This window comes from Streptomyces noursei ATCC 11455, from assembly GCF_001704275.1.
Classification (GTDB): Bacteria; Actinomycetota; Actinomycetes; order Streptomycetales; family Streptomycetaceae; genus Streptomyces; species Streptomyces noursei.
Genome location: NZ_CP011533.1, coordinates 2,698,197 through 2,711,059, shown reverse-complemented (window position 1 = coordinate 2,711,059; position 12,863 = coordinate 2,698,197). Strand labels below are relative to the sequence as shown.

The 12,863-nt window shown below is 69.1% G+C and carries 9 protein-coding genes; all 9 read left to right on the top strand.

Features of this window, described 5'->3' with window-relative positions; all coding sequences use genetic code 11:
* Positions 1-544 precede the first annotated feature (544 nt).
* The 9 genes from ngcE to SNOUR_RS11295 all read left to right on the top strand — a co-directional run bounded on the left by ngcE (position 545) and on the right by SNOUR_RS11295 (position 12,842).
* Positions 545-1,978 carry an N-acetylglucosamine/diacetylchitobiose ABC transporter substrate-binding protein gene (gene ngcE / locus SNOUR_RS11335; protein WP_067346202.1) on the top strand — a complete coding sequence of 478 codons (1,434 nt, stop codon included), beginning with the start codon at positions 545-547 and terminating at the stop codon, positions 1,976-1,978.
* A 76-nt stretch (positions 1,979-2,054) separates the two neighbouring features.
* The gene (locus SNOUR_RS11330) at positions 2,055-2,978 is read left to right on the top strand and encodes a carbohydrate ABC transporter permease (protein ID WP_067346200.1); all 924 of its coding nucleotides are present in this window, start codon (positions 2,055-2,057) and stop codon (positions 2,976-2,978) included.
* Between the two features lie 10 nt (positions 2,979-2,988).
* Positions 2,989-3,891, top strand: a complete 903-nt coding sequence (locus tag SNOUR_RS11325; protein WP_067346198.1) for a carbohydrate ABC transporter permease — start codon at positions 2,989-2,991, stop codon at positions 3,889-3,891.
* Positions 3,892-4,115: 224 nt separating this feature from the next.
* Entirely contained in the window at positions 4,116-5,315 is a 1,200-nt protein-coding gene (rok7B7, locus tag SNOUR_RS11320; protein ID WP_067346196.1) for an ROK family transcriptional regulator, read from the top strand.
* A gap of 197 nt (positions 5,316-5,512) precedes the next feature.
* On the top strand, positions 5,513-6,556 hold the full coding sequence (locus SNOUR_RS11315) for a sugar ABC transporter substrate-binding protein (protein ID WP_067358133.1): 1,044 nt from the start codon (positions 5,513-5,515) through the stop codon (positions 6,554-6,556).
* A gap of 139 nt (positions 6,557-6,695) precedes the next feature.
* Complete coding sequence (locus SNOUR_RS11310; RefSeq protein WP_073448877.1) at positions 6,696-7,496, top strand: ATP-binding cassette domain-containing protein; 801 nt, start codon at positions 6,696-6,698, stop codon at positions 7,494-7,496.
* Positions 7,493-8,767 carry a sugar ABC transporter permease gene (locus SNOUR_RS11305; RefSeq protein WP_067346192.1) on the top strand — a complete coding sequence of 425 codons (1,275 nt, stop codon included), beginning with the start codon at positions 7,493-7,495 and terminating at the stop codon, positions 8,765-8,767. The genes SNOUR_RS11310 and SNOUR_RS11305 overlap by 4 nt, the downstream gene beginning before the upstream one ends.
* A 324-nt stretch (positions 8,768-9,091) precedes the next feature.
* The gene (dxs, locus tag SNOUR_RS11300; RefSeq protein ID WP_067346190.1) at positions 9,092-11,095 is read left to right on the top strand and encodes a 1-deoxy-D-xylulose-5-phosphate synthase; all 2,004 of its coding nucleotides are present in this window, start codon (positions 9,092-9,094) and stop codon (positions 11,093-11,095) included.
* A gap of 205 nt (positions 11,096-11,300) precedes the next feature.
* Positions 11,301-12,842 carry an amino acid permease gene (locus SNOUR_RS11295; RefSeq protein WP_312632541.1) on the top strand — a complete coding sequence of 514 codons (1,542 nt, stop codon included), beginning with the start codon at positions 11,301-11,303 and terminating at the stop codon, positions 12,840-12,842.
* The last annotated feature ends 21 nt before the right edge of the window (positions 12,843-12,863 follow it).

The following is a 12,863-nucleotide window of genomic DNA, read 5'->3' as shown; positions in this document are numbered from 1 at the left end:
ACATCGTTGTCAGTTGCGTAGTGCAGGAGATAAGTAAGGTGCCCGGGGGTATGGGTGTCAAGGGTGCGCCGGGGCGGCGCCGGCCGTGTCGCGAAGTCCGGTGCGCGCACCGGCTCCGGCCGCCGCCCGGTACGGGCGCCGTTCCCCAAGCTCTCCACTCCGTTCGAGCAGGGGAGGCCCCGACCACGGGAACCGCCGACGTCGCACCTCGGCCGAGCGTCCCCGGTCGTGCGCTCCCGGCCGCGCCTCCGAGGAGGGCTGCCGAAGGCGCATACCGGGGAGGTCTCAACTAGGGAAAGACTCCCGACCAACCCGGTATCCGATCTTGCCCGTTCGGCCGGAAGTGGACTATACCTATCGGCGTCCGAAACCGGCCGTACGACCGCCAGGCCGGAATCCGGGGGGAAAGCGGGGACGGACGAAATCCCCCGCATATCCCTAGCTCGCCCGGTGCACATCCCGTACAACTCAGCTTCATCTGACCCGCGGTGCCGGGGTGGCTCCGGTACACCGCCTGAGTCCTGAAGAAGGCGAGGACTTGAGCATGGGATCCACCTCAGAAGTAGGCCGTCGCGATCTGGTCAAGCGGGCCGCGGCCCTGGGAATTCTCGCGGTACCGGCCATGGGCACCCTGACCTCCTGCGCCACCGGGGGCGGCGGCGGCTCGGACGACGGCATCAAGAACAAGGGCACGACCTCCGCCAAGAATCCGCTCGGCGTGAAGAACGGCGCCCCGCTGGAGGCATTCATCTTCAAGGGCGGTCTGGGCGACCAGTACGCCAAGGACGCCGAGGCCGACTACAACAAGACCTACGGCGTCACGGTCAAGCACACCGGTACCCAGCAGATCGGCCCCAAACTCCAGCCGCGCTTCGCCGGCGGCAATCCGCCCGACCTGATCGACAACTCCGGCGCCGATCACCTGGATATGAACAAGCTGTCCGCGCAGGGGCAGTTGCAGGACCTCACCGCGCTGCTCGACGCCCCGTCACTGGACGACCCGAAGAAGAAGGTCCGGGACACGCTCTACCCGAGCACCGTCGAAAAGGGCAAGCACAAGGACACCTTCGACGTCTTCTACTACGCCTTCACGGTGTACGGCACCTGGTATTCCCACAAGCTGCTGAAGGAGAAGGGCTGGTCCTATCCCACCTCCTTCGACGACATGATCAAGCTCTGTGCCGAGATCAAGAAGGCCGGGATCGCCCCCTGGACGTATCCGGGGAAGTACCCGTACTACGTCCACTTCAACTTGTTCGCACAGATCGCCAAGATCGGCGGCCTGGACAAGTGGATCGCCATCGACAACCTGGAGCCGGGCGCCTGGACCTCCAACGACGCCGTCAAGCAGGTCGTCGGGCACTACGAGGAACTGGCCGCCAAGGGCTACTTCCTGGAGGGCAGCCAGGGCCTGACGCACATCCAGTCGCAGACCGCCTGGACCCGCGGCAAGGCCGCCTTCATCCCCAACGGCTCCTGGGTGGAGAACGAGGCCGCGCCCACCACCCCGGCCGACTTCGACATGGCCGTCGGCGCGCTCTTCGACGGCGGCAGCGACGACAAGATGCCGCACGGCACCCTGCGCGCCGAACCCAGCGAGCCGTTCATCGTCGCCAAGGGCGGCAAGAACCCGCTCGGCGGAATGGAACTGCTGCGGATCCTGGTCTCCAAGAAGCACGCGCAGAATTTCGCCACCAAGGTCAAGTCGCTCACCGCCGTCCAGGGCGCCACCGACGGAATGCAGCTCTCGCCCGGCCTGGCGTCCGCCGCCAAGGCCGTCAAGGAGGGCGGCAAGAACCTCCTGATGATCCAACTCCAGGAGTGGTACCCGAAGCTGACCGACGAAAAGCTCGGCGGTCTCACCAGCCAGCTGCTCACCGGTGAGCTCAAGGCGGCCGACTGGATCAAGAAGGCGCAGCAATACGCGGACGAGGTCGCCAAGGACAGTTCGGTCACCAAGTTCCACCGCGCTTCCTGACCGCTCTTCCCGACCGGGCCTCGTGACCGGGAATCCGTCCACGTACCACCGCTGACCAGGGAGGGCCGGGGAGCTCATGCGACACGGCAAGTACCGATTCATCGTGGGGTTCCTGGCCCTGCCGCTGCTCGTCTACGGGATCTTCGTGATCTCGCCGTTCGTCCAGGCGTTCCAGATTTCGACCACGGAATGGAGCGGGCTGCGCGGCACCGCCAAGAGCGTCGGGCTGGCCAACTACGGCAAACTCCTGCACAGCGATGAATTCTGGAATGCGCTCAAACACAACGTCGTCATGCTGGTGTTGGTGCCGATCGCCACACTGGCGCTGGGACTGTTCTTCGCGTTCATGCTGAACGTCGGTGGCCGAGCCCGCCGCGGCGCGGTCATCACCGGCGTCCGCGGCGCGACGTTCTACAAATTCGTCTACTTCTTCCCGCAGGTCATCTCGATCACCATCATCTCGGTGATCTGGTTCAACATCTACAATCCGGATCCGCACGACGGCATGCTCAACTCGCTGCTGGGCGTGGTCGGTCTGGATTCCCTCCAGAGCGCCTGGTTGGGGGAGGGGAGCCTGGCGCTGGCCTGCATCATGCTGGTGATGGTCTGGGCCAACGTCGGCTTCTATGTCGTGCTGTTCTCCGCCGCCATGGCCTCCATTCCCCGGGAGATCTACGAGGCCGCGCTGCTGGACGGCGCCGGCCGCTCGCAGACCTTCTTCCGGATCACCCTGCCGCTGCTGTGGGACACCGTGCAGACGGGCTGGGTCTACATGGGCATCATCGCGATGGACGCGTTCGCGCTGGTGCAGATCATGTCGGTCAACATGGGCGGTCCGGACGGCGCGACCGACGTCGTCCCGCTCCGCCTCTACCTGACCGCCTTCCGCGACAGTCAGTTCGGCTACGCGGCGGCGATGGGCGTCGCGATGCTCGTCGTCACGCTGCTGTTCGCCGTCCTCACGATGCGCTTCGCGCGCCGTGAGCGGATCGAGTACTAGGGGAGGGCGCATGACGACGACCAAGACCACCGAGGCGCGACCGCGCCGGGCCACCGCGGCACGGCCGCGCCGGACCTCCGAGGGCGGCACGCTCAACGTCTTCTCGCACGGCATGCTCGTCGTGTGGGCGCTGATGGTGGGCATGCCGCTGCTGTGGGTGCTGTGGAGCTCGTTCAAGAGCAGCGGCGACATCCTCACCACCCCCTGGTCCCTCCCGGGCAAGCTCCACTTCGAGAACTGGATCAACGCCTGGGAGAAGGCCAACATCGGCAAGATGTTCCTCAACACCCTCATCGTGGTGGGCGGTTCGCTCACCGGGACGATGGTGCTGGGCTCCATGGCGGGCTACGTCCTGGCCCGCTTCGAGTTCCCCGGCAACCGCCTCATCTACTACCTCTTCGTCGCCGGCATGTCCTTCCCGGTCTTCATGCTGGTGATCCCGCTGTTCTTCGTGCTGCGGGACTTCCCGGGCCTGCCGCTGCTGGCGACGTACCAGGGTCTGATCGTCGTCTACATCGCCTACTCGCTGCCGTTCACCGTCTTCTTCATGACGGCGTTCTTCCGCACCCTGCCGACCTCGGTGGCGGAGGCGGCGATGATCGACGGTGCCTCGCACGCCCGGACGTTCTTCCAGGTCATGCTGCCGATGGCCAAGCCCGGCCTGATCAGCGTCGGGATCTTCAACTTCCTGGGGCAGTGGAACCAGTACCTGCTGCCGATGGTCCTCAACCAGGACGAGGACAAGTACGTGCTCACCCAGGGCCTGGCCAACCTCGCGCTCCAGCAGGGCTACCAGGGCGACTGGGGCGGCCTGATGGCCGGCATGATGATCGCGATGCTGCCGGTGCTGCTCGTCTACATCATCTTCCAGCGGCAGGTGCAGGCCGGACTGACGGCCGGCGCGCTCAAGTAGCGCCCGCCGCGTGCCCAAGGGCGGTCCCGCACCGGGCGGGACCGCCCTTCCCGTATATGTCCGGCCGCCCCGATGCTGCTCGGGCTCAACGCCTTGACGAGACTTCCCCGCTGGAGTTCTGCTTAGAGTTCACATGTTGAAATCGGTTGCCGTCCCCCGATGACGTGGGTGCGGCCGGCGGGCAGTCGTCGCACTGTCCGCCCCAGGCGGGAGTGGATGAGTCGATGGAGACTCCGGGGTCGCAGTCCTCGCTGCACCGGGCCAATCTGGAGCGGGTCGTCCGAGCGGTGCGCATGGCGGGCTCGCTCACCCAGGCGGAGATCGCCCGGAGCACGGGGCTGTCCGCGGCCACCGTCTCGAACATCGTTCGCGAGTTGAAGGACGGCGGGACGGTCGAGGTGACGCCCACATCCGCGGGCGGCCGACGGGCGCGCAGCGTCTCGCTCTCCGGCGACGCCGGCATCGTCGTGGGCGTCGACTTCGGCCACTCCCACCTGCGGGTGGCGGTCGGCAACCTCGCCCACGAGGTGCTCGCCGAGGAGGCCGAGCCGATCGATGTGGACGCCTCCGCGGCCGAGGGCTTCGACCGGGCCGAGCAGCTGGTCAGTCGGCTGATCGCGCGCACCGGGGTCAGCACCGACAAGATCATCGGCGTCGGGCTGGGCGTCCCCGGTCCCATCGACGTGGAGTCCGGCACCCTGGGCTCCACCGCGATCCTGCCGGGCTGGTCCGGGACCAACCCGGGCGAGGAGCTGTCCGGGCGGCTCGGCGTCCCCGTCTACGTCGACAACGACGCCAACCTCGGCGCGCTCGGCGAGCTGGTGTGGGGCGGCGGCCGCGGCGCGGCGGACCTGGCGTACATCAAGGTGGCCAGCGGTGTCGGCGCCGGCCTGGTGATCAGCGGGCAGATCTACCGCGGCCCGGGCGGCACGGCGGGCGAGATCGGGCACATCACCCTGGACGAGTCCGGCCCGGTCTGCCGCTGCGGCAACCGCGGCTGCCTGGAGACCTTCACCGCCGCCCGCTACGTCCTCCCGCTGCTCCAGCCGAGCCACGGCCCCGATCTGACCATGCCGCGCGTGGTCCAGCTGGCCCGCGAGGGCGACCCCGGCTGCCGCCGGGTCATCGCGGACGTGGGACGCCATATCGGTAGTGGTGTGGCGAATCTGTGCAATCTGCTCAATCCCAGTCGGGTGGTGCTCGGCGGCGACCTCGCGGAGGCCGGCGAGCTGGTGCTCGGCCCGATCCGGGAGTCGGTGTCGCGGTACGCGATCCCCAGCGCCGCACGGCAGTTGGGCATCGTGCCGGGCACCCTCGGGGGCCGCGCCGAGGTGCTGGGCGCGCTCGCCCTGGTGCTGAGCGAGATGGGCGATTCGAGCCTGCTCGACGGGGCGCGCGGCGCGGACGCGGCAGCCATAGCGTGAACGGCTTACGTTCACACCCCAAACGCATGGCACCGTTGTCATCTCGTTAAGGATTTACTCCTTGACGGTCGGCTGGCGGCCGAGTTGACTTCCAGCCACCTCGGCCGCAACGACGCGGCCACGTCAGGGAGGCACCCCCAATGAATGTGCTCAACGTGTGGACGCGTCGCGTCGTCATAGGCACCGCAGCGGTCTCGATGGCGCTCTCCGTGGCCGCCTGCGGCAAGGCCGGCGACGGCGCCAAGAGCGGCGGCGACGGCAAGACCATCGGTCTGCTGCTGCCGGAGAACAAGACCACCCGCTACGAGACCTTCGACCGTCCGCTGATCACCAAGAAGATCCAGGCGCTCTGCCCGGACTGCAAGGTGAAGTACAACAACGCCGACCAGGACACCCAGACCCAGAAGAAGCAGTTCGACGCCCTGATCACACAGGGCGTCAAGGTGATCGTCCTGGACCCGGTCGACTACAAGGCCACCAAGTCCTGGGTGGACCAGGCCGCCAAGCAGGGCGTCAAGGTCGTCGCCTACGACCGCCTGGCCGAGGGCCAGATCTCCGCCTATGTCTCCTACGACAACGAGAAGATCGGCCGCCTCCAGGGCGAGGCCCTGGTCAAGGCGCTCGGCGACCAGGCCAAGGACAGCAATGTCGTCATGATCAACGGCTCGCCGACCGACCCCAACGCGCCGTTCTTCAAGCGGGGCGCCCACAGCGTCCTCGACAAGCAGGTCAAGAAGGTCGTCTACGAGCAGGACATCCCGGACTGGTCGTCGGACGAGGCCAACAAGAAGATGAACGCGGCCATCGACTCGCTCGGCAAGGACGGCATCCAGGCCGTCTACTCCGCCAACGACGGCATGGCCGGCGGCATCATCACCGCCCTCAAGCAGCGGGGCATGACCGTCCCGGTCGGCGGCCAGGACTCCGAGCTCGCGGGACTCCAGCGGGTCCTCAAGGGCGAGCAGGCGTTCACCATCTACAAGCAGATCCAGCCGCAGGCCGACACCACCGCCGAGATCGCGGTCAAGCTGCTCAAGGGCGAGAAGGCCGACTCCCTGACGCCCACCAAGGTGGACAGCCTCAGCGGCGAGGTCAAGGGCATCCCCGCCAAGCTCTACGACGCCCAGGTCGTGACCAAGGACAACATCAAGGACACGATCCTGAAGGACAAGGTCTACCAGGCGAGCCAGATCTGCACCGCCGACGTCAAGGCGGCGTGCGAGGCGGCGGGCATCAAGTAAGGCGGGCGGCGGGCCCCGTCCGGCCCGCTTCCGTCCCGTCCCCGCCCCCGGTCCGGTGGCCGTCCGGCCGCCGCGCCGGGGGCCCGCACACCCCCGCACTCGCACCACCATTCCCGCCGCAGCGACGGCGGTGAAGGAGATGATTCACGTGTCCGCTACGCCTGTCCTGGCGTTGCGCGGGGTCTCCAAGCGGTTCGGCGCCGTCCAGGCGCTCACCGACGTCACGCTGGAGATCCGCGCCGGTGAGGTGGTCGCCCTCGTCGGCGACAACGGCGCCGGAAAGTCCACCCTCGTCAAGACCATCTCGGGCGTCCACCCGGTCGACGACGGCGTCATCGAATGGGAGGGCGCGCCGGTCCGCATCACCAAGCCGCACGACGCGCAGGAACTCGGCGTCGCCACCGTCTACCAGGACCTCGCGCTCTGCGACAACCTCGACGTCGTCGCCAACCTCTACCTCGGCAACGAGCTCAGCACCGCCGGCGTCCTCGACGAGATCGCCATGGAGAAGCGGGCCAAGGAACTGCTGGACACCCTGTCCATCCGGATCCCCAGCGTCCGGATCCCCGTCGCCGCGCTCTCCGGCGGGCAGCGGCAGGTCGTCGCCATCGCCCGCGCGCTGATCGGCGACCCGAAGATCGTCATCCTCGACGAGCCGACCGCCGCCCTCGGCGTCGAGCAGACCGCGCAGGTCCTCGACCTCGTCGAGCGGCTCCGCGAGCGCGACCTCGGCGTCATCCTGATCAGCCACAACATGGCCGACGTGCTGGCCGTCGCGGATCGGGTGGCGGTCCTGCGGCTGGGCCGCAACAACGGTGTCTTCGACGTCGCGGACACCTCCCACGAAGAGATCATCGCCGCCATCACCGGTGCCGACGACAACGCCGTCACCCGCCGCAAGGCGCGCACCGACCAGCTCAAGAAGGAGGCCGGGGCATGAGCGAACAGCAGACTGCCGAGGCCACGCCTCAGCCCCCGCAGCCGGCCGCCGTCGACCCCCGGCTGCTGGTCAGACAGAAAGGACTCGCCGGCTACTTCGGCGAGTTCGTGCGCCGGATCCGCGGCGGTGAGCTGGGATCCCTGCCGGTCGTCGTCGGCCTGGTGATCATCGCGGTCGTCTTCCAGCTCAAGAACAGCAGCTTCCTGTCCGCGGGCAGCCTCGCCAACATCGGCGTCTACACCTCCGGCCTGGGCATCATGGCCGTCGGCATCGTCTTCGTCCTGCTGCTCGGCGAGATCGACCTCTCGGTCGGCTCGGTCGCCGGCGTGGGCGCGGCCGTCTGGGCGGTGCTGAGCGTCACCCACGGCGTCAACGACTGGCTCGCGGTCCTGATCGCGATCGCCGCCGGCGCCGTCATCGGCGTCCTGCACGGCTTCTTTTTCGCCAAGATCGGCGTGCCCGCGTTCGTCGTCACCCTGGCCGGATTCCTCGGCTGGAGCGGCCTGCAGATCTGGATGATGGGCAAGGAAGGCTCCATCAACACGCCCAGCGGCAGCCTGGTGGAGAACCTCACCGGCTACTACTTCGAGGACAAGGCCGCCGCCTACGGCCTGGCGCTGATCGCGGTCCTCGCCTACGCGGGCTCCCTGCTGCTGGACAGCCGGCGCCGCCGGGCCGCGACCCTGCCGTCCCGGCCGCTCAGCGAGATCCTGCTGCGCACCGGCGTGGTCGCGGTGATCGCCTTCGCGGTCGCCTACGTCCTCAACGAGCCGTCCGGCGCCCGCGGGCTGCCGCTGGCCCTGGTGCTCTTCCTCGGCGTCCTGGTCGTCGCGGACTTCGTGGTGCGCCGCACCGGTTACGGCCGGCAGATCTTCGCGGTCGGCGGCAACGCCGAGGCGGCCCGCCGCGCCGGCATCAACGTCAACCGGGTCCGGATCACCGTCTTCGCGATCTCCGGGATGCTCGCCGCCTTCGGCGGGCTGTTCATCGCCAGCCTCTCCGGCGGCGCCACCAAGAACCTGGGCTCCGGCAACACCCTGATGAACGTCATCGCCGCGGCGGTCATCGGCGGCACCAGCCTCTTCGGCGGCCGCGGCAAGATCTGGTCCGCGCTGCTGGGCATGCTGGTGATCCAGTCCATCCAGCAGGGCCTGAACCTGCTCGGCATGGCCAGCGAGATCCAGTACATGATCACCGGCGCGGTGCTGCTGGCCGCCGTGGTGATCGACTCGGTGTCCCGGCGGACCCAGAAGACCGCCGGGCGCACCTGACCCGCGGGTCTCGTGCGGGTGCGGAAGCGCCCCGGGCGCACCTGGGTCCTGTCGGGTCTCTGCCGGCACCCCGGCGCACGGAGGCCGCGCAATGTCGTAAAACTGCAACAGTCTGCGTGACACGGTGGAAACCGGCCCCCATCGGACGTCTTCCGATGGGGGCCGTGCCGTGCCCGGGGAACTGCCGGGGCGGCTGGAAACAGGCGTTCGAGGCGGCTGTCACCCGAGTGACATACATCGCCGGGCCCGGCCGCGCCGGCGGCGGACGCGACATTAGACTCATCTGATCGGCAAGCTCGACCTACGGCAGCAAGGAGGCATGGGGTGGCATTGCTGACCCGTATCAAGGGGCCGCGCGACTTGGACCGGCTCTCCCCGGAGCAGCTCACGCAGCTCGCGGGCGAGATCCGCGGCTTCCTCGTCGACGCGGTCTCCAAGACCGGCGGACACCTCGGCCCGAACCTCGGCGTGGTCGAGCTGACCATCGCCCTGCACCGTGTATTCCATTCCCCCAAGGACAAGGTCCTGTGGGACACCGGACACCAGTCCTACGTCCACAAGCTGCTGACCGGCCGCCAGGACTTCGCCAAGCTCAAGGCCAAGGGCGGCCTCTCCGGCTACCCCTCCCGCGCCGAGTCCCCGCACGACGTCATCGAGAACAGCCACGCCTCCACCGTCCTGGGCTGGGCCGAGGGCATTGCCAAGGCCAACGAGGTCCGCCGCCGGGACGACCGGGTGGTGGCCGTCATCGGTGACGGCGCCCTCACCGGCGGTATGGCCTGGGAGGCGCTCAACAACATCGCCGCAGCCAAGGACCGCCCGCTGGTCATCGTCGTCAACGACAACGAGCGCTCCTACGCGCCGACCATCGGCGGCCTGGCCAACCACCTCGCCACGCTCCGCACCACCGACGGCTACGAGCGCTTCCTGGCCCGCGGCAAGGACATCCTGGAGCGCACCCCGGTCGTCGGCAAGCCGCTCTACGAGACGCTGCACGGGGCCAAGAAGGGCCTGAAGGACTTCATCGCGCCGCAGGGCATGTTCGAGGACCTGGGCCTGAAGTACGTCGGCCCGATCGACGGCCACGACATCGAGGCGCTGGAGTCCGCGCTGGCCCGCGCCAAGCGCTTCGGCGGCCCGGTGATCGTGCACTGCCTCACCGAGAAGGGCCGCGGCTACAAGCCCGCCGAGCAGGACGAGGCCGACCGCTTCCACGGCATCGGCCCGATCCACCCCGACACCGGCCTGCCCCTCTCCTCCGGCGGCAAGGACTGGACCGGCGTCTTCGGTGACGAGATGGTCGCGCTGGGCAGGGAGCGCGAGGACATCGTCGCCATCACGGCGGCCATGCTCCAGCCGGTCGGCCTGGAGAAGTTCGCCAAGGCGTTCCCGGACCGGGTCTACGACGTCGGCATCGCCGAGCAGCACGCCGCGGTCTCCGCCGCCGGCATGGCCACCGCCGGGCTGCACCCGGTCTTCGCGGTCTACGCCACCTTCCTCAACCGCGCCTTCGACCAGGTGTTGATGGACGTCGCGCTGCACAAGTGCGGCGTCACCTTCGTCCTGGACCGGGCCGGCGTCACCGGTACCGACGGCGCCTCGCACAACGGCATGTGGGACATGTCGATCCTCCAGGTCGTGCCCGGCCTGCGGCTGGCCGCCCCGCGCGACGCCGAGCAGGTGCGCCTCCAGCTGCGGGAGGCCGTCGAGATCGACGACGCGCCGACCGTGGTGCGCTACTCCAAGGGCGCGGTCGGCCCGGCCGTCGAGGCGGTCGACCGGGTCGGCGGCATGGACGTGCTGCGTCGGCCGGCCGACTCCGTCGCCCGCCCGGACGTCCTGCTGGTGTCGGTCGGCGCGCTCGCCCCGATGTGCCTGGAGGTCGCCGACCTGCTGGACAAGCAGGGCATCTCCACCACCGTCGTGGACCCGCGCTGGGTCAAGCCGGTCGACGAGGCGCTGCCGGGCCTGGCCGCCGAGCACCGGGTGGTCGTCACCGTCGAGGACAACATCCGCACCGGCGGCGTCGGTTCGGCCGTCGCCCAGGCGCTCCGGGACGCCGGCGTGGACATCCCGCTGCGCGACTTCGGCATCCCCGAGCGGTTCCTGGACCACGCCTCCCGCAAGGAGGTCATGGCCGAGATCGGGCTGACCGCGCCGGACATCGCCCGCCAGGTGACCGGGCTGGTCGCCAAGATGGACAACCGCGACGACGATGCCGCGGGCGCCGGGCGCACCGCCGGCGTCCCGGCCGCCGCGGAACCGGTCGCCCCGGAGGCGGTCGACGGCGAGGCCGCGACCGCGCCCGCCGAGGTGGCCCGCGACTGACCCGCGGCCCGCACCGCCCGCCCGATGGGCCGGCCGGACGTCCTCACGGATGTTCCGGCCGGCCCATCGGCATCTCCGCGATTCCCCACCCCATCGGGTGAATCCCCGGGCCCGGAGGCCCCGCCGACGATGACCATTTCCAGACATTGCGGAGACTCGGTCAGTTCAGGAGAGTTGCGAGGGCAGTCCAGGCGGAGGTTCGCCCATGAGCACACAGCACGGACCACAGGGACACGGACCGGGGGGCGGGCCGCGCCGTGATCGCGGCGTCCTGCGGACGAAGAGCGTCGAGCAGTCGATCCAGGACACCGAGGAGCCGGAACACGCCCTCAAGAAGTCCCTCTCGGCGCTGGACCTCACCGTCTTCGGCGTCGGTGTCGTCATCGGCACCGGCATCTTCGTCCTCACCGGGAAGATCGCCAAGGAGCAGGCGGGACCCGCCGTCGCGCTCTCGTTCGTCGTCGCCGGCGTGGTCTGCGCGCTGGCGGCGCTGTGCTACGCGGAGTTCGCCTCCACCGTGCCGGTCGCCGGCTCGGCGTACACCTTCTCGTACGCCTCACTGGGCGAACTGCCCGCCTGGATCATCGGCTGGGACCTGATCCTGGAGCTGGCCCTGGGGTGCGCGGTGGTCGCCGTCGGCTGGTCGGGCTACGTCCGTTCGCTGCTCGACACCGGGGGGCTGCACCTGCCGTCGATGCTGTCCGGCAGCCACGACGGGAAGTTCGGCTTCGACCTGCTGGCCTGTGTCCTGGTCCTGGTGATCACCGGCATCCTGGTGCTCGGCATGAAGCTCTCGTCCCGGGTGACGACGGTGGTCGTGGGCGTCAAGGTCACCGTCGTGCTGCTGGTGATCATCGCCGGCGCGTTCTTCATCTCGGGGGCCAACTACGACCCGTTCATCCCGCCCAGCCGGCCCAGCGCGGCCGGCGGCGGCCTGACCGCGCCGCTCTCCCAGCTGATGTTCGGCTTCGCCCCGTCCAACTTCGGGGTGATGGGCGTCTTCGCGGCGGCCGCGGTGGTCTTCTTCGCCTTCATCGGCTTTGACATCGTGGCCACCGCGGCCGAGGAGACCCGCGTCCCGCAGCGCGACGTGCCGCGCGGCATCCTCGGCTCGCTGGCCATCTGCACCCTGCTGTACGTCGCCGTGTCGGTCGTCGTCACCGGCATGGAGAAGTACGACCAGCTCTCCGTCGACGCCCCGCTCGCCGACGCCTTCAAGCACGTCGGCCACCCCTTCTACGCGGGCCTGATCAGCTTCGGCGCGGCGGTCGGCCTGACCTCGGTGTGCATGATCCTGCTGCTCGGCCAGAGCCGGGTGTTCTTCGCGATGAGCCGGGACGGGCTGCTGCCGCAGCTCTTCTCCCGCGTGCACCCGAAGTTCGGCACCCCGCACCGCTCGACCATCGCCCTGGGCGTCGTCGTCGCGGTGGTCGCCGGCTTCACCTCCATCGACGTGCTGGCCGAACTCGTCAACATCGGCACGCTCTTCGCCTTCGTCGTGGTCGCCGTCGGCGTCGTCCTGCTCCGCCGCGCCCGCCCCGATCTGCCGCGCGCCTTTCGCACCCCGTTCGTCCCGTTCGTCCCGCTGCTGTCGGTGCTCGCCTCGTTCTGGCTGATGCTCAACCTGCCGGCCGAGACCTGGATCCGCTTCGCGATCTGGATGGCGCTCGGCTTCGTCGTCTACTTCGTCTACGGGCGCACCCACAGCCGCCTCGCCGTCCGCCGGCGACAGCGCGACACGGCCTAGGGCCTGTCCGATGGGTCATGG